General features: G+C 66.6%; 14 protein-coding genes. All 14 read right to left on the reverse strand.

The features are described from left to right. Positions 1-149: 149 nt before the first annotated feature. On the reverse strand, positions 150-2708 hold the full coding sequence (locus W930_RS0108415; RefSeq protein ID WP_023595447.1) for an ABC transporter permease: 2559 nt from the start codon (positions 2706-2708) through the stop codon (positions 150-152). Beyond that, a complete protein-coding gene (locus tag W930_RS0108420) occupies positions 2695-3291 on the reverse strand; it encodes a DUF4126 domain-containing protein (RefSeq protein WP_023871645.1) in 597 nt (198 codons plus the stop codon). Before W930_RS0108420 ends, W930_RS0108415 begins: the two co-directional genes overlap by 14 nt. Positions 3292-3520: 229 nt before the next feature. Next, on the reverse strand, positions 3521-3838 hold the full coding sequence (gene sugE, locus W930_RS0108425; protein WP_023871646.1) for a quaternary ammonium compound efflux SMR transporter SugE: 318 nt from the start codon (positions 3836-3838) through the stop codon (positions 3521-3523). Positions 3839-4177: 339 nt separating this feature from the next. Then, a complete protein-coding gene (kdpE, locus tag W930_RS0108430; RefSeq protein WP_023595444.1) occupies positions 4178-4888 on the reverse strand; it encodes a two-component system response regulator KdpE in 711 nt (236 codons plus the stop codon). Continuing rightward, positions 4881-7784 carry a sensor histidine kinase KdpD gene (locus tag W930_RS26670; protein ID WP_023871647.1) on the reverse strand — a complete coding sequence of 968 codons (2904 nt, stop codon included), beginning with the start codon at positions 7782-7784 and terminating at the stop codon, positions 4881-4883. Before W930_RS26670 ends, kdpE begins: the two co-directional genes overlap by 8 nt. 239 nt (positions 7785-8023) lie before the next feature. Continuing rightward, the gene (gene kdpC / locus W930_RS0108440; protein ID WP_023871648.1) at positions 8024-8614 is read right to left on the reverse strand and encodes a potassium-transporting ATPase subunit KdpC; all 591 of its coding nucleotides are present in this window, start codon (positions 8612-8614) and stop codon (positions 8024-8026) included. 62 nt (positions 8615-8676) lie between these two features. Beyond that, positions 8677-10803 carry a potassium-transporting ATPase subunit KdpB gene (kdpB, locus tag W930_RS0108445; protein ID WP_048806383.1) on the reverse strand — a complete coding sequence of 709 codons (2127 nt, stop codon included), beginning with the start codon at positions 10801-10803 and terminating at the stop codon, positions 8677-8679. Positions 10804-10831: 28 nt separating this feature from the next. Next, complete coding sequence (gene kdpA, locus W930_RS0108450; RefSeq protein WP_023595440.1) at positions 10832-12637, reverse strand: potassium-transporting ATPase subunit KdpA; 1806 nt, start codon at positions 12635-12637, stop codon at positions 10832-10834. After that, positions 12634-12726, reverse strand: a complete 93-nt coding sequence (gene kdpF, locus W930_RS29530) for a K(+)-transporting ATPase subunit F (RefSeq protein ID WP_063504882.1) — start codon at positions 12724-12726, stop codon at positions 12634-12636. The genes kdpA and kdpF overlap by 4 nt, the downstream gene beginning before the upstream one ends. 414 nt (positions 12727-13140) lie before the next feature. Continuing rightward, complete coding sequence (locus W930_RS0108465) at positions 13141-14142, reverse strand: amino acid ABC transporter substrate-binding protein (protein WP_023595438.1); 1002 nt, start codon at positions 14140-14142, stop codon at positions 13141-13143. 102 nt (positions 14143-14244) lie between these two features. Beyond that, positions 14245-15108 carry an amino acid ABC transporter substrate-binding protein gene (locus W930_RS26675; RefSeq protein ID WP_023595437.1) on the reverse strand — a complete coding sequence of 288 codons (864 nt, stop codon included), beginning with the start codon at positions 15106-15108 and terminating at the stop codon, positions 14245-14247. A 367-nt stretch (positions 15109-15475) separates the two neighbouring features. After that, positions 15476-16063, reverse strand: coding sequence for an AAA family ATPase (locus W930_RS0108475; RefSeq protein WP_023595436.1), 588 nt, complete (start codon positions 16061-16063; stop codon positions 15476-15478). Beyond that, a complete protein-coding gene (locus W930_RS0108480) occupies positions 16060-16437 on the reverse strand; it encodes a cupin domain-containing protein (RefSeq protein WP_023871651.1) in 378 nt (125 codons plus the stop codon). Before W930_RS0108480 ends, W930_RS0108475 begins: the two co-directional genes overlap by 4 nt. A 70-nt stretch (positions 16438-16507) precedes the next feature. Then, positions 16508-17359 carry a thioredoxin gene (gene trxA, locus W930_RS0108485; protein WP_023871652.1) on the reverse strand — a complete coding sequence of 284 codons (852 nt, stop codon included), beginning with the start codon at positions 17357-17359 and terminating at the stop codon, positions 16508-16510. Positions 17360-17514: the final 155 nt, after the last annotated feature.

Below are 17514 nucleotides of genomic sequence, written 5' to 3' on the forward strand. Positions count from 1 at the left end.
TATTGTGCCCCAGGCCCGTCGGGCGTGCCACGCCTCTGGGGCGCGACAGGTTGCCGCGCCCGGACGGGAGATCCGGCCCGCTTCCGATCCGCCGTCAATCGGCTTCCAGCCTGCATCCGGACCGCCCCCAGATCGTGCCGGCGCGGTAATCAAACGTCCCGTAGCGTACGAAGCGCCGATTGGCGCAGCACCGCACGCAGGCCGCTCCATCCGCCGATCAGCGCACACAGCACGCCCGCGCCCACGCCGAGCACCGGCAGCCACGGATTGAAGGTCAGCGCGAATTCGAAGACGTAACGCGCCAGCGCCCATCCGAGCGCTCCCGCGCCGAATGCGGCCAGCAGGCCTGCCAGCGCACCGACCGTCACGAGTTCCGCCAGGTGCACGTCGCGCAATTGTCGCGACGATGCCCCCAACGCGCGCAGGATGCCACTCTCGCGCATGCGCTCGTCGCGGGTGCCGGCCAGCGCCGCATACAGGACCAGTACGCCCGCCGCGAGCGTGAAGAGGAACAGCGCCTGCACGGCGTCGATCACCTGGGCCAGAATCTGCTGAATCTGCGCAAGCAACGCGCCCGTATCGATGACCGTCACGTTCGGAAACTGACGCACCAGCGCGTCCGCGATCGGCTGCTGACGCGGCCCGAGATGGAACGAGGTGATCCAGGTCGTCGGGAATTCGCGCAGCGCGGCCGGCGGCATGACCACGAAGAAATTCACACGCATCGATCCCCAGTCAAGCTTGCGCAGACTCGTGATCGGCGCATCGATGGTCTGCCCCGTCACCTCGAAGCGCAACGTGTCGCCGAGCTTCAGGCCCAATGTCTTCGCAATGCCCTCTTCCATCGAGACTTGCGGCGTCGTCGAATTTCCGTACCACTGCCCGGACGTAATGCGATTGCCATCGGGCAATGCCGCCGTGTACGAGAGATTGAATTCGCGTTCGGCGAGACGCCGCGCGCGCTCCTCCGTGTAACGCTCGCCCGTCACCGGCTTGCCGTTGACGGCCGTCAGGCGCGCGCGAATCATTGGCGAGAGCTGTACGTCCGGCAGCCCCGCGGCGCGCAACTGCGCGAGGACCGCCGCGTCCTGTCCGGGTTGAATGTCGATGACAAATCGGTTCGGTGCGTCCGGCGGGCTCGACTGACGCCAACCGGCCACCAGGTCGTTGCGCGTGACCGCCAGGAGCAGCAGCGCCATCAATCCGAGGCCCAACGCCACCACCTGCAGCGCGCTGCCGAGTCCGCGACGACGCAGGCCGGCCACCGCGTAACGCCATCCGATGCCGCCCATCGCGCCACCGGCCCCGCGGCGGGCACGCGCCCACGCCGCCAGCACACGGATCGCCAGCCACGCAAGCACCCCGAAGACTAGCGCCCCAAGCACAAAACCTCCGGCGACCATCGCACCAAGACGCAGATCCCGCGCAGCGAACAACAGCAGCGCCCCGAAGGCCAGCGCACTTGCACCATAGGCGAGCCACCCCTGACGGCGCGCCCCCCCGACGACATCGCGGCGCAACACGTGCAGCGGCGGGACCTCGGACAGCGGCAGCAGCGGCGGCAGTGCAAAGCCCAGCAGCATCACCATCGCGCTGGCCAGCCCGAACGCGGCGGGACGCCATGTCGGCGCCGGCAGCCCGGCGGGGATGACATTGCCAAGTTGCGCGATCAGCACCCAATGCGCGAGATAACCGAGTCCCACCCCGAGCATGCCGCCGATGAGGCCAAGGCCGACGAATTCGAGCGTGACCATGCCGCGCAGGGCGCGACGCGACAACCCGAGACAACGCATGACCGCGCACGCGTCGAGATGACGCTCGCTATAGCGGCGCGACGCGATGCCGACGGCCACGGCGGCGAGTACCGCGGCGAGCAGCGCCACCAGTGACAGGAAGCGCTCGGCGCGATCGAGTGTCTGCCGCACCTGCGGCTGGCCGTCTTCCAGCGATTCGATGTGCACGCCGCGCGCCCGCCCGGCCGCCGCACGCGCCCACGCGGCGAACTTGCCAACCTGCGCATCGGCCCCGGCGACCAGCAAGCGATAGGTAATCCGGCTACCGAACTGCACCAGTCCGGTGGACGGCAATTCGTCGAAGCGCATCATCACGCGCGGCGCCAGCGACCCAAAGCCGTAGCCGCGATCCATTTCCCGGGTGATGACGGCCGCGATGCGCAGCGTGCGGTTGCCCACGCGGATCGAGTCGCCGGGCTTGACATGCAGGGCGTCCAGCAGGGCCGAATCGACCCAGACCGTACCGGGGGCGGGAATGTCGGCGGCGGGCGCATCCGGCGTATCGACACCGGCGTCGGGGGCGGTGCGCACCCGGCCGCGCAGCGGGTAGCCCCCGCTGACGGCCTTGAGCGACGACAAACGGCTTGCGCTGACCTGGCCGCTTCCACCGCTCCCGCCAGTCGCACTGGCCATGCTGGGAAAGTTGGCGACGACGGCCGTGGTCAGGCCGTCTGCCTTCGCCTGCCGGTCGAATTCGGCGGACAACGGGGCATCGCTGCGCACGACGAGATCGGCGGCGAGCATCTGACGCGCGTCGCGCTCGAGCCCGCCCTGCATCCGATCCGCGAGAAAACCCACACTGGAGAGCGCTCCGACCGCCAGCAGCAGCGCCACGAGAAGCAGATGCAATTCCCCCGCGCGCCAGTCGCGCAGGAACATCCGCCATGCCTGGCGGGCAACCTCAGTGAACCCCATCGTTCCTCAATCCTTTGACCCGCGCCAGCAATGAGCGCCAACCCCGCCAGACCCTCGGCAACCACCACCAGGCGAGCACCACGAAGACCAGCAGCATCACGAGAAAAACGGCGGGAAGAAAGAATGCCAGCGCCAGCCCGCCCACCGTGGAGACATCTTCGCCAGCTGAGGCCGCAACGTTGGAGAATGGTTCCGGCGACGTATTGATCAGCGCCCGGCTGCCCGCCTTGGCCAGATGCGCCGTGCCGGCGAGCGCGCCGCCGGCCAGACCGGCCAGCACCGTGACCGCCGGGTCCATCTGTCCGAGGGCGGCCGCGCCCAGCACGATCCCCGCCGGAATGCGGATGAACGTGTGAATCGCATCCCAGGCACTGTCGACGAAGGGGATTTTGTCGGCGAAGAACTCGATGGCCGCCAGCACACCCGCGGAGGCGATCACCCACGTCGACGCCAGCACTTCGAGCGACGGCGGCAGATGCAGCCAACCCAGACGCGCAGCCATTCCCGCGCAGAACACCGTGAGATACAACCGCAGGCCGCTGCCCCAAGACAGCCCTGCGCCCAGCGCAATCGATTCAAGCATGGTGACCTCGCTGCCGCCGGCATGACGGCGTCGCACGATCACGCGCCTCCTACCGCCGACGCGGAAACGACCTGACAAACGCGCGCTCAGCGGGTTTTCCGACCGTTACCGCGCCATTATGCCGCGCGTGGCGTGAACGCACCACCGGCCACGGAAAACGTGGGGAAACCACCACGTCCGGCGTGGCCCGGGGCACGATCGCGGCTCAGGGGCTCAGGCGCTCAGGCGCTCAGGCCGCCGTGAGTTTCAAACCCACGAGGCCCGCGAGAATCAGGGTCACGCTGGCAATGCGCGCAGCGGATGCGGACTCGCCGAACAACACGATACCGAGCACGAAAGCGCCGACCGCGCCGATGCCGGTCCAGATCGCATAGGCCGTACCCAACGGCAACGAGCGCACCGCCAGCGCAAGCAGCCAGACGCTGCCGACCATCGAGGCGATCGTGAAAACGGAAGGGATAAGGCGGGAAAAACCTTCGGTGTACTTGAGGCCAACGGCCCAGGCCACTTCAAGCAAACCGGCGACAACGAGAATAATCCAGGCCATGACGAACTCCGATGCAATGGTCGGGGTCGTCCCCGGAAAACATGCGCCGCTTGTCGGGTCGTCCCGACAAGGGTTCCATCGGATATCGAAGAAAATGGCACGCACCCGGTATTGCGACGCCGCAGCGTCCGGCGCCGCCTTGGGCGAACGCGCCGACCGAACATGCAATGCGTCGACACCCGCCGAAACACACTGGAGCGCACCGGAGTGCGTCAACCGGGGCGGAGGCAACAGCCGAGCGCTTCGGATGGAACTGCGCGATTCTATCAAAGGCGACGACATCCCGAGTGACGCCCTGTCGCCGACAGGGGTTTTCGCCCGCGCCGTACCGCCCCGAACTCAACTCGTCGCGTCGACCTCTAGCCGATAGCCCACGCCGGTCTCCGTGAGGATATGCTTCGGCTGGGCCGGATCGGCCTCGAGCTTCTGGCGCAGATGTCCCATGTAAATGCGCAGATAGTGATTGCTCTCGACGTGAGACGGCCCCCACACCTCCTTGAGCAGTTGGCGGTGCGTGAGCACACGCCCGGCGTGGCGCACGAGCGTGACGAGCAGGCGGTACTCGATCGGGGTGAGATGCACGGCCTCGCCGGCCCGGGTGACCTTGCGGCGCGCCAGATCGACGCTGATCTCGCCGAACGAGAACGCCTCGTCGAGCGTTTCAGCGTTGCCACCGCGATGATGACGCCGCAACTGCGCGCGAATCCGCGCGAGCAGCTCCGACACGCCGAACGGCTTGGTCAGATAGTCGTCGGCACCCACATCGAGCGCCACGACCTTCTCCGCTTCCTCGTTGCGGGCGGACAGCACGATGATCGGCATGTCCGTCCAGCTTCGCACTTCGCGAATGACTTCCACGCCGTCGATATCCGGCAGGCCCAGATCCACGATCAGCAGATCGGGCTTGCGCGTGGCCGCCTCGACCATGCCCTGCCGCCCGGCCTCCGCCTCGTGAACGATCATGCCTTCGGCTTCGAGCGAAGTGCGCAGAAATCGGCGAATTTGTCTTTCGTCTTCGATCACCACGATGGTGACGGTCGGTTCACTCATGTTCTCGTGTCGCGTTGGTGCCTGGCTCGCGTGTCGGATGCGCGTCATCGTGATGGCCGGCGGCGTCCTCGTCGAGGCCCTCACGCCCACTCGGCGATGCACGGTCGTCGTCCTGCCCGGGGAGCGCCGCATCGCCCCGCATCGCCGCCAGTGGTGCCAGCGGTGCAAGCGGGCCAAGGGGAGCCTCAGGCGGGGTCTCGACCGGCAGCGTGAAGGTGAAGCGCGCACCGTGCCCCTGTGGCACGTTGTCAGCGTGGATTCTACCGCCGTGCGCCTCAACGATGGCGCGACAGATCGCCAGTCCGAGTCCGATGCCGGGCTTCGACGACTCTTTCTCCCCCCGCATGAATTTCTCGAAGATGCGGCCCTCCGTGCCGGCAGGCAGCCCCGGGCCGTCGTCACTCACGCTCACCTCCACCATGTCGCCCCGCACGCGCGCGGCGATCTCGATGTGCGAACCGGGCGGCGAATACTTGGCAGCGTTCTCCAGCAGGTTTGCGAACAATCGCTCGAGCAGCACCGCATCGAAGCGAAGCAGCGGCAGGTCGGCCGGCAACCGGGTGGTGACCGCGTGTGCGGCCAGCACTCGGCGACAGGCCCTCAGCGACGTACCCACAACCTCCTCGAGCATTTGCCACTGACGATTGAGTTGCACGCCACCGGCCTGCAACTTCGCCATATCGAGCAGGTTGGTCACCAGCCCGGTCATGCGCTGCGCTTCCTCGTGGATGGCATCGACGAGCTCGGCGCGCAGCGGCCCCGGCGTTTGCGCATTGCGGCAGAGCATGCTCGCGAAGCCGACGATCGAGGTCAGCGGCGTGCGCAGATCGTGCGAGATCGCCGACAGCAGTGAATTGCGCAGCCGCTCCGACTCCATCGTCACCAGCGCATCCTGGGCAATCTCCACGTAATGCACGCGCTCGAGCGCCAGCGCGATCTGCGCCGCGAACGTGTCGAGCAAACGATGCTGCTCCGGTGAGCCGAGCGCGCCGTCCGCGTTCGGCTGCGCGGCAACCACGAGTACGCCGCGCGTGCGCATCGGGGCGCGCAGCGGCAGGTAGTAAGCATCCGACGCGGGCAGCGTATCGGTGCCGCGGCCCGCGGCCTGCTGACGGTCGTAGACCCATTGCGCGACATCCGTATCGATATGCGCGGGCATCGTCTCGACCTGCACATTCTCCACGGGCTGACGCACGCTGCCCTGACTGTCCGGCAGCAACAGGGCCACGCGCGCCTGAAACACCTCGCGCACGTGGCGCGCCCCGATCTCCAGAATCTGCGTCGTCGTGAGCGCCGCCGCCAGTTCGCGCGCCATCGCGTACACCGCGCCCGTCCGTCGTTCGCGCCAGGTGGCCAGTCGCGCCTGAAATCGCAGACTCGTCGTCAGGTGACTGATGACGAGCGCTACCGTGAGCATGACGGCGAACGTGAGCAGGTACTGCGTGTCGGAGACCGAGAGCGACATCTTCGGCGGCACGAAGAAGAAGTCGAACGCCACCACCGACAGGAACGACGCCAAGACTCCCGGCCCACGCCCCAGTCGCATAGCGACCGCGATCACGCCGAGCAGATACAGCATGGCAATGTTGGCGAGATCGAGGAACGAGGTGAGCTCAGCGGCAGCGAGCGACACCGCGCCGCACACGGCGGCCGCCCACGCGTAGGCACGCCACGGCCCACCGACGATCCCGAGCTCCGGCACCGCCGTATCGACCCAGTCGCGCCAATCGCCGCGCACCACGCGCCTGTCCGCCGAGGCATCGCCCGCCGCCGGGGCAATCAGCACGACTTCCACGCCGCGCGCGAGCCGCACCAGTTGCTCGTGCAACGGCGTGTGCGCCGTCCACCAGCGCCGCGCGCCGCTCGCGCCGACGACCAGCTTCGAGACATTGCGCATCTGCGCGTAGGCAAGCAGTGTGGCCGCCGCGTGCGCGCCGTCGAGCGTCAGCGTCTCTGCGCCGAGTTCCTGGGCGAGCTTGAGCGTCGCGTACGTCCCTTCCCGACGCTCGGGCGATTGCTTCAGAATGGCGGGGGTCTCCACATGCACGGCCAACCAGTCGGCGCGCAGACTCGCCGCCAGCCGCGCCGCGGCACGCACAAGGGTCACCCCTTCCGGGCCCGGGCCGATCGCGACAAGCAGTCGCTCGCGCGCCTGCCAGACATGCCCGATCGACTGATCCGCACGGTACTCGCGCATCTGCGCGTCCACCCGGTCCGCGGTGCGGCGCAGCGCCAGCTCGCGCAACGCGATCAGATTGCCCTTGCGGAAGAAGTTGCGCACGGCCCGCTCCGCCTGCGCCGGCAGGTACACCTTGCCCTCGCGCATGCGCTCGAGCAACTCGTCAGGCGGCAGATCGACCAGCTTCACCTCGTCGGCCAGATCGAACACGCGATCCGGCACCGTCTCCCACACGCGGATGCCGGTGATCTGTCCGACCACGTCGTTGAGCCGTTCCAGGTGCTGCACGTTGAGCGTGGTGTACACGTCGATGCCAGCCCCCAGCAACTCCTGCACGTCCTGCCAGCGCTTCGGGTGTCGGCCGCCAGGCACGTTCGTGTGCGCCAGTTCGTCGATCAATGCCACGGCAGGCTTGCGCGCGAGCATGCCGTCGAGGTCGAACTCGCGCAACACCCGGCCACGATACTCGACCGACTGCTGCGGCAACACTTCGAGGTCTTCAAGCAAACTCGCCGTTTCTTCGCGGCCGTGTGTCTCGAGCACGCCGACCACGACGTCGGTGCCCTCCTCGCGTAGCTTGCGCGCGGCCTGCAACATCGCGAATGTCTTGCCGACGCCAGCCGACGCACCGAAGAAAATCTTCAGACGCCCGCGCTGCTCGCGCGCTTCGTCGCGATGCAGCTTGTCGAGTAATTCGTCGGGATCGGGGCGTTCCATGCCTGCCATCGAATCGTTCCAGTGAAAATGCGCCAGCCGAGAGGTTCGTCCTCCCGGCGCCCGATTGAGACGGGATGGCCCGCGGGGCGCCCACGTCACCCGCCCGTGCCGCCCAACCCGGACAACATCACCGGTCGCCCGATGACGTAAAAGGCGGCGCGCAAAAGGCGCACCGCCAATCTACCGCAGGCGACCGGGCAAAACCAGCGATTCCCCGTCCACGGCCGCCGTCGGCGCGCTTATCGGACGCCGCCTCGCGCGGACTCGTCCAACGCCATGTTGAGTCTCAGAACATTCACCCGGGGCTCTCCGAAAATTCCCCACTGGCGACCCGACGTGTGACGCGCCACGAGTGCCTGCACGGCTTCCGGCGCCATGTTACGGGCCTTGGCCACACGCGCGATCTGGTACGCGGCGGCGGCCGGGCTGATGTCCGGGTCGAGCCCGCTTGCCGACGCCGTCACCAGATCGGCGGGCACCGGCAACGTGGCGTCGGGATCGGCGTCGCGCAGCGCGGCGATGCGCGCCTTGACGGCGTCGGCCAGTGCCGGATTGAGCGGACCATAGTTCGAGCCGCCGGATGCCGTGCCATTGTCCGGGTTGGGCGCCGTGGCCGAGAGGCGTCCCCAGAAGTAATTCGGCGCGTCGAAATTCTGGCCGATCAGCGACGAGCCCACGGCCTTCCCGCGCCCGTCGAAGACGAGGCTGCCGGCCGCTTCGTGCGAGAACGCCGCGCGCCCGATACCGGTGACGACCAGCGGATACACCAGACCCGTGATGACCGAGAGCACCACGAACAGGCTCAACATCGGTCGCAAGAGGGTTTTCATGACATCGATTCCTTGAAGTATGAGCAAGTGGCCCGGGCACCGCGTGCCCGGGCGCTGCGAGATCAGGCCCAGCCCATCGCGGCGATGAGCAGGTCGATCGCCTTGATGCCGACGAACGGCACCAGAATCCCGCCCAGACCGTAGATCACGAGGTTGCGGCGCAGTAGCGTCGCGGCGCCGAGCGGACGGTATCTCACGCCCTTGAGCGCGAGCGGAATCAGCACCACGATGATGAGCGCGTTGAAGATCACCGCGGACAGGATGGCCGACGACGGGCTCGCAAGTCGCATCACGTTCAGCGCGTCGAGCTGCGGATACGTCGTGGCGAACGCGGCCGGAATGATCGCGAAGTACTTCGCCACATCGTTGGCGATCGAGAACGTGGTCAGACTGCCGCGCGTCATGAGCATCTGCTTGCCGATCTCGACAATCTCGATGAGCTTGGTCGGGTTCGAGTCCAGATCGACCATGTTGCCGGCTTCCTTTGCCGCCTGCGTTCCCGAGTTCATCGCCACGGCCACGTCGGCCTGCGCGAGGGCCGGCGCATCGTTCGTGCCGTCGCCCGTCATGGCCACCAGCTTGCCCTCTGCCTGGTATTTGCGAATCGTCTCGAGCTTCGCTTCCGGCGTGGCTTCCGCGAGGAAGTCGTCGACGCCCGCTTCGGCCGCGATGGCAGCGGCCGTGAGACGGTTGTCGCCCGTCACCATGAGCGTCGTGATACCCATTTGACGCAGTTCGGCAAAACGCTCCTTGATACCGCCCTTGACCACGTCCTTCAGTTCGATCACGCCGAGGACGCGCGTGCCCTGCGGGTCCTGTTCGGCCACCACCAGAGGCGTACTGCCACGGCGCGCGATGTCGTCGACCGCCGTGGCCAGCACCGAAGGCCACACGCCGCCGGCCGCTTCCACATAGCGCTTGACGGCGTCGGCCGCGCCCTTGCGAATCTGCCGGTCGGTCAGGTCAACGCCGCTCATGCGCGTTTGGGCGGAGAACGGGATGAACGACGCATGCAGACCGCTCATCTCGCGCTCGCGCAGATTGAAGCGCTGCTTGGCAAGCACCGCGATGCTGCGGCCTTCCGGCGTCTCGTCGGCGAGCGACGCGAGCTGTGCGGCATCGGCCAGCGCGCGCTCGTCCACGCCCGGCGCGGGCACGAATTGCGAGGCCTGACGATTGCCGAGCGTGATCGTGCCGGTTTTGTCGAGCAACAGCACGTCCACGTCGCCCGCGGCCTCGACAGCGCGCCCGGACGTGGCAATCACGTTGGCCTGCATCATGCGGCTCATGCCCGCCACCCCGATCGCCGAGAGCAACCCGCCGATGGTCGTCGGGATCAGGCAGACCAGCAATGCCACGAGGACAGTGATCGTCACCGGCTGCCCGGCGTGCGTGACGAGTACGCTGTAGATCGAGTAAGGCAGCAGCGTGGCCGTGGCGAGCAGCAGCACCAGCGTAAGCGCGACGAGCAGGATCGTGAGCGCGATTTCGTTCGGCGTTTTCTTGCGCTTGGCCCCTTCCACCATCGCGATCATGCGATCGAGAAACGCCTCGCCGGGATTGACCGTCACCTTCATGACGATCCAGTCGGAGAGTACGCGCGTGCCGCCGGTCACAGCCGAGAAGTCGCCGCCCGACTCGCGAATGACCGGTGCGGATTCGCCGGTGATCGCCGATTCGTCGACCGAAGCCACGCCTTCGATCACTTCGCCGTCGGCCGGCACCACGTCGCCGGCCTCGACGAGCACAAAGTCGCCGCGGCGCAGGCTCGCGCCGTCGATCACCAGGCACGGGGCATCGCGGCGCGCGGCGCGCAATTGCTTGGCCGGCACATTCTTCTTGGCCTGTCGCAGCGATGCCGCCTGCGCCTTGCTGCGCCCCTCGGCCAGCGCTTCGGCAAAGTTCGCGAACAAGACCGTGAACCACAGCCACAGCGCGATGGCGAGGATGAACGCCGCGCGCGTCTCGGCGTGGCCCGCGAGGGCCATGCCGAAGAGCACGGTCGTGAGCAGACTGCCGACGTAGACCACGAACATCACCGGGTTCTTCGCCTGAGTGAGCGGATGCAGCTTGCGCAACGCGTCGACGATGGCCGGGGTGACAATCGCGGGATCGAACATCGACTTCACGGCCGACGCATGCCCTTCGCCCACCGGCCGGGTGACGGTATTTCCTGAGGTTTGATTCATGAGTGCCTCGAATGCCTCGCTTCAATATTCAATGCGCACCGATCATCGCCAGATGTTCGGCGACCGGACCCAGCGCAAGCGCCGGCACGTAGGTGAGCGCGCCCACCAGCAGCACCGTGCCGAGCAGCAGCACGACAAACAGCGGTCCATGCGTGGGCAACGTGCCCGACGTTGCGGCGATACGCTTCTTGCGAGCCAGCCCGCCGGCAATCGCCAGGACCGGCACGATCACCCAGAACCTGCCGAACCACATCGCTATGGCGAGCGTGGTGTTGTAGAACGGCGTGTTGGCCGACAGACCGGCGAACGCGCTGCCGTTGTTGTTCGCGGCCGAGCTGTAGGCGTAGAGAATTTCCGAGAAGCCATGCGTTGCCGGGTTCGCCACACCCGCCTGCCCCATCGGCAAGAGCACGGCGAGCGCGGTGCCGCACAGCACGAGCAGCGGCGTCATGAGCACGGCCACGGCCACCATCTTCATCTCGAACGCCTCGATCTTCTTGCCCAGGTACTCCGGGGTGCGGCCGATCATGAGACCCGCCACGAAGACCGCGAGCATGGCGAAGACGAGCATGCCGTACAGGCCCGAGCCCACCCCGCCGAAGATCACTTCGCCGAGTTGCATCAGCAGCATCGGCACGAGGCCGCCCAGCGGCGTGAGCGAATCGTGCATGGCGTTGACCGCGCCGCACGACGCTGCCGTCGTGACCGTGGCGAAAATGCCCGATGCAACAATACCGAAGCGCGTTTCCTTGCCTTCCATGTTGCCGCCCGGCTGGGTGGCGCTGGCCTGCTGATCGACACCGAGCGGAGCGAGCACCGGATTGCCCGCCTGTTCGGCCGACACGGTCGCCACCGCCGCGATCGAGAAGGCGATGGTCATGGCTGCGAGAATCGCCAGCCCCTGGCGACGGTCGCCGACCATGCGCCCGAACGTGTGGCAAAGCGCGGCCGGAATCAGGAAGATGGCGAGGATCTCGAGGAAGTTCGACAACGGCGTCGGGTTCTCGTAGGGGTGCGCCGAGTTCGCGTTGAAAAAGCCGCCCCCGTTGGTGCCGAGCATCTTGATCGCTTCCTGCGAAGCCACCGGGCCCATCGGCAGGGTTTGCGTGTGCGTGAGCGCCGGCACCGTCACCGGCTTGCCCGCGGCATCGGTCTTCGGCTGGCCGTCGGCGCCGAGCACCGGGTTGTCGTAGTGAGTGACCTGAAGCGTCGTGACGTCCTTGTAGGCGTCAAAGTTCTGAATCACGCCCTGGCTCATCAACGCGGCGGCCAACACCACGCACAGCGGCATCAGGATGTAGAGCGTGATGCGCGTCATGTCGACCCAGAAATTACCGATGGTCTGCGCCGTATGACGCGCAAACCCGCGAATCAGGGCGATGACGACCGCAATGCCCGTGGCTGCCGACAGGAAGTTCTGCACCGCCAGGCCAAGCATCTGCGTGAGATAGCTCATCGTCGACTCGCCAGCGTACCCCTGCCAGTTCGTGTTGGCCACGAAACTCACGGCAGTGTTCAGCGACGAGTCGGGCGTGACCGCGCCAAACCCTTGCGGGTTGAGCGGCAGCCAGACCTGCCATCGCTGCAGCGCATACACGGCGAGCGCGCCAAGCGCGTTGAAGCCGAGCAGCGCCACGGCGTAGGCCCGCCAGTGCATTTCCTTGTCGGGATCGATTCCGCACAGTCGATAGAGTGTGCGCTCGAGCGGCGCGAACCAGCGGTTCACGCGCGATTCGCCGGCAAGCACGTCGGCCATGAAACGGCCGAGCGGACGCGCCAGCACCAGCAGCGCGGCGAGGAACACGCCGAGCTGAATCCATGCGTTGAGCGTCATGCGAGGTCCTCCGGCTTGAACAGCGCGTAGATGAGATAAGCGAGCAGCGCAAGCGTCAGTCCGCCGCTCAGCCAGTACATGGCTGTCATTGCTTGCCCCCTACCGACGCGCAAAACGCGACAAAGCCGACGGTCGTGGCGACGAACACCCCCAGGACGCCGAGATATATCCAGTCCATGACAATTCCCTTTCGTGTGGCGGCCGGCACACCACTGGCGCGACGCGCCCTTGCATGCGCATGCCGACCGTGCCCTGAACGATACGGATCGGCGCGTAAAGAAGGGGACAAAAGGGGGAAAGGAGGTGTAAACAGCGAGTAAACACGGGCAGACGACAAAAAGCCCGCCGATATCGCTATCGGCGGGCTTCGGCCCGGACTGACTCGGGGGGCGAGCGAGGCTCGCACCGGTCGGCCGCTAACCGGCCGCTAACCGGCCTCTAACCGGCCTCTAACCGGCCTCTAACCGGCGTCGAACCGGCGTCGAACCGACGTCCATCGGACGTTACTCGCTCACTTGCGCCCCCTGGCGCCAGACCTCGAGGACTTCCTTGCTCGGTTCGAGATTCAGATTCACGTTGCGCGGCGGGATCGGTTGCTGGAACCACGTACGCTGAATCCGGCGAATTTCGCCCGAGCTGAACAGATGCGCGAGCGTGGTGTCGACAAAGCGCTTGAACTGCGGATCGTCGCGACGCAGGATCAGCGCGTTGAGCTCCGTCTCCAGCGGCGCCCCCACGATGGCGAGCGCCCCCGGGTCGCGTGCGTTGGCGCGGAACCCCGCGAGGAGCACGTCGTCGAGCGCGAACGCCTTGGCACGCCCCGTCTCGAGCGTGAGCATCGACTCGCCATGGTCGCGGGCCGGAATCACGCGGTAGCCGATCTTGTCGGCCTGCATGCGCGCCAGGCGCTCGCCAGTCGAGCCGGCCGACGCCACGAGGTTCTGCCCCTTGAGGTCTTCCAGCGAACGGATGTTGTCTTTCGTGTTGACCAGCAACCGCACTTCCGACACGTAGTAGGGATGGCTGAAGCCGACCTGCTCGGCACGCTCCGGCGTGATGGTGTTCGGTGCGCAGTCCAGATCGACCGTGCCGTTCTTGACGAGCGGAATTCGGTTCTGCGGCGTGATCGACATCTCGCGCACGCGCAGATTCGGCATGTGGAGCGCCGACTTCACCGCATCGACCACCGCATGGCAAAGGTCCATCGCGTACCCGACCGGCTTGCCCTTGTCGGTAACGTAGGCAAACGGAATCGCCGCTTCGCGATAGCCAAGCGTGATCAGGCCGGTATCGTGAATTTTCTTGAGGGTGCCGGTCAGCTCGCCGTTCACCGAGGGCAGCGGCACCACTGACGCGTTCGCTTTGGCGGGGTTGGCCGGCGTGGCTGCCGAGGCTGCCGACATGGCACCCAAAGCGATGCCCAAAGCGGCGATCGAGAACGACACGCCCGCGGCGAGGCGTTTGGGTGCAGCCTTCCAGTTGTTGACTTCGTTGAAACCGTTCACAGCAAATTCCTATCGAAATGACAGCACGATAGGAATTTACAGATATCGCTGATGCGAAGCAAAGACGCGTTTGTCATTAGCTTATGTGCACCTGCCGGGCCATTACTCGACGAGATCACCGCCCTCCTGCCAGAGCGCGAGTACGTCCTCCGACGGTTCCACATGGAGCTCGTGACCGTGCGGCGGTACGCGGGTCTGAAGCCAGGTCTTTTGCAGATGCGCCATGTCGCCGCTGCGAAACAGCTCTGCGAGCGCGGCATCGACATGTGCCTTGAAAACGGGGTCGTCGTTCGGGAGCACCAGCGCGTAACGTTCAGGCTGGTCGGCGAGCGGCGACCCGACGATCTCGAACGCGCCCGGCGTCTTGCTCGTCGCGCGCAAGCCTTCGAGCAACACCTCGTCCAGAGCCAGCGCCTGGGCGCGGTGCGCGCCGAGCATGCGAAATGCGTCGTCGTAATCGCGCGCCATCAACAGTTGGAACCCGGACTGGGCGTGCCGCGCGCGCACGAGTCGTTCGGCTGTCGTGCCCTGCACCACCGCGAGACGCAGCCCGCGAAGCTGCGCGATGCCGTCGATGCCGCTGCCCCGGCGCACCAGCAGCCGAACGTCGCTGGCATAGTACGGCAGGCTGAACGCCACCTGCCGGGAACGCTCGGCCGTGACCGTCGACGGCGCGCAGTCGATGTCGATCGCCTCGCCCTTGACCATCGGTGCACGCATCTGCTCGATCACGCGTACCGGCGTGATACGCAACGTGGGCAGATTCAACGAACGCTGCAAGGCGGCCACGACGCGTGCGCAAAGTGCCCATGCGAGCCCGGTCGGGGCGTCGTGCGCGTCCACATACGAGAAAGGCACCGCCGTCTGGCGAAACCCCAGCACGATGCGTTCGCGCTGTGCGATGCGCGACAGGGTCGGGCTGTCGGCGGAAGCATCCGGCCCTGACGTCTGCGCAGGCCATTGCACCGCTATCTCCTCGGGCGGATGGGACAACCTCGGCATTCCCGGCAGCGTTGGCTCACCGGCGTGTGCCGTCAGCGCGACCGCGGCCAGCCCCGCAGCCAACAGGCGCCGCCTAAGACTCGCAAAGCGAGGCACGTTCGCAATACGTACAACGCGACACAAATGGCTCGACGAACCGGAGACGAGAGAGAGAAAAGACGAGAGGAAAAGCAGACAAGGCGGCAGGGACATGGTCGACGCAGACACCTGAAGGGGAAAGTGCCCACACCTTAGCAATGTCGGCTCACCCGCCCGCACGCCACGCGCGACTTTTCGGACAATTCCCGACCAACCCACTTTGCGTATGACACCGGCCGCACAGCAGCGGCGATCAACGCGTGTGCGCCAACAGCGACTGCAACAACTGCTCGTCGTCTTCCGGCGAGGGTGCGGTGTTGTCGAAACGAACCAGGCCGGGAAATGCCGCTGCCGGGGGGAGAAAGCGCCGCAAACGATACTCCTCCCAATGCTCGAGCTTGTAGGCGTCGTTCGGATTGCCCCGGCTTTCGATGCGGGCCTTCGCGCGCGCCTCGTCAAGATCGACCCACACCACGTGCACGCCCACGTCATCGTCCACGCCAAGCCAGCCGCGGTCGAACAGCAGCCCTTCGCGCAGTTCGCGCGAGAGCGGCCCCACGACGAGCACGTTCACACCGAGTCGCAAGTTCTCTCGGGCGGTCTCCAGCAAACCGGCGTATTCCGGCTCGCGCAGGGTCTCCAGGTAGAGCGGGCTGTCGCGGTCGTTCGGATTGCCGGTGAGCGCCCCCATGACAGCGGCGCTGTAGGCGCCGTACAGGGTATCCTTGTCGAGCAGGCAGAACGCCTCGCCGCTGCGCGAGATGAGGGGACGGATCAGACGCTTGGCGAGCGTGGTCTTTCCCGCCCCGGCATGGCCGCAGAAAAAGATGAGGCGCGTCATGCGGCCGCCTTGCGCTCGAACATCACGAAGTGCTTGCGCACCGGTTCGAGCACCTCGAACACGCCCTCGAAGCCGGCCGGGATCACACAGGCGTCGCCCGGGCCGAATTCCGACGCGTTGCCATCGAGATCGCTGATACGAATCCGGCCTTCGATCACCGAGAAGAACTCCTGGCGATGCGCGCCGAACGCGATGCGCCAGGCACCGGGCTCGCACGTCCATTCGCCGCAATCGAATTCGCCGAGCGCGTCGGTATAGAACGGCCGCGTCATACGCTGCGGATTGCCGCGCACGCGGCGCGCCTCGGCCGGATGATCGAAGATGGCTTCCCCCGCCTGCGCGGGAGCGAAAGTGATAAGCGAAGGTGCAGTCATCTGTGTACCCAATACGCGAAGTGACGAAGTGCGAAGCACGGGAGCGCCAGACGTCGAAACGCCGGGCACATCAGTTGAGCGCGGCGCTCAGCTTGCGCCGCCACGCCGACACCGTGGCCGGATCCGTCTCGGCGAGCGCATCGAAGATGGCCAACATCGACTTGCGTGCCGCGTCGTCACCGAACGAGCGATCGCGCCGCACCAGATCGAGCAGTGCCTGCAATGCCGGTTCGTACGCACGATCGGCCAGATAACGATTTGCGAGATCGAGCCGCGCCTGGAGGTTGTCCGGCTCGCTTTGCACCCGCGCGAGCAGCTCCGGCGCGGGTGGCAGATGGCTGGCCTGCTCGGCCGCCGCGATGCGCGTGCCGAGTGCGGCAATCCGGGCGTCGCCGCTCGCAGCCGTGCGCGGCGAGAGCAATGCGAGCTCGGCGCGCGCGGCGCCCGCGTCGCCCATGCCGAGCAGCACGTCGACCAGATCGAGACGCACGTCGTCGTGCGCAGGGTCGAGCGCCAGCGCCGCCTGCAAGGCGTCGCGCGCCACCTCCGGCCTGCCCTCGGCCAACGCGTCGCGCGCCACACGACGCGCCATGTCGGCCGGGTTCGGCACGATGCGGTCGATGAACTCGCGAAGCTGCCCTTCCGGCAGCGCCCCGACGAACTGGTCGACGGGTTCGCCGTCGACAAAGGCCACCACCGTCGGCAGGCTGCGCACACCGTATTCCGCGCAAAGCTGCGCGTTCTCGTCGGCATTGATCTTCACGAGACGGATACGGCCCTGCGCTTCGGCCTCGAGCTTTTCGAGCAACGGCCCGAGCACATTGCATGGGCCGCACCAAGGCGCCCAGAAGTCGGCCAGCACGGGCACCTGATGCGAGACGGCCAGTACGTCGGCGTCGAAACTGGCGAGATTGGTATCGATCATAGGGTCTGTCGAGCGTGGTAAATTGCGTGGACGGCAGCCGTTACCCATGGAAAAACGCATGGCAAACGGCCGTCAGCTTGAAGCATGGTAATCGCAAAACTGGGCAAATCGTTACGGACGCGCTTCGGCGCTCCGGGTTCCCGCTCCGATCG

Origin of the sequence: Pandoraea sp. E26 (assembly GCF_000681415.1) — a bacterium.
In the GTDB taxonomy this organism is placed as follows: domain Bacteria; phylum Pseudomonadota; class Gammaproteobacteria; order Burkholderiales; family Burkholderiaceae; genus Pandoraea; species Pandoraea pnomenusa.

Excerpts from the sequence above, each read along its gene's own strand:
- kdpB (WP_048806383.1), bottom strand. The coding sequence starts at position 10,803 with ATGAATCAAACCTCAGGAAATACCGTCACCCGGCCGGTGGGCGAAGGG.
- W930_RS0108415 (WP_023595447.1), bottom strand. The coding sequence starts at position 2,708 with ATGGGGTTCACTGAGGTTGCCCGCCAGGCATGGCGGATGTTCCTGCGC.
- W930_RS0108420 (WP_023871645.1), bottom strand. The coding sequence starts at position 3,291 with ATGCTTGAATCGATTGCGCTGGGCGCAGGGCTGTCTTGGGGCAGCGGC.
- kdpA (WP_023595440.1), bottom strand. The coding sequence starts at position 12,637 with ATGACGCTCAACGCATGGATTCAGCTCGGCGTGTTCCTCGCCGCGCTG.
- W930_RS0108480 (WP_023871651.1), bottom strand. The coding sequence starts at position 16,437 with ATGACTGCACCTTCGCTTATCACTTTCGCTCCCGCGCAGGCGGGGGAA.
- kdpE (WP_023595444.1), bottom strand. The coding sequence starts at position 4,888 with ATGAGTGAACCGACCGTCACCATCGTGGTGATCGAAGACGAAAGACAA.
- W930_RS26670 (WP_023871647.1), bottom strand. The coding sequence starts at position 7,784 with ATGGAACGCCCCGATCCCGACGAATTACTCGACAAGCTGCATCGCGAC.
- sugE (WP_023871646.1), bottom strand. The coding sequence starts at position 3,838 with ATGGCCTGGATTATTCTCGTTGTCGCCGGTTTGCTTGAAGTGGCCTGG.
- kdpF (WP_063504882.1), bottom strand. The coding sequence starts at position 12,726 with ATGACAGCCATGTACTGGCTGAGCGGCGGACTGACGCTTGCGCTGCTC.
- W930_RS0108475 (WP_023595436.1), bottom strand. The coding sequence starts at position 16,063 with ATGACGCGCCTCATCTTTTTCTGCGGCCATGCCGGGGCGGGAAAGACC.
- kdpC (WP_023871648.1), bottom strand. The coding sequence starts at position 8,614 with ATGAAAACCCTCTTGCGACCGATGTTGAGCCTGTTCGTGGTGCTCTCG.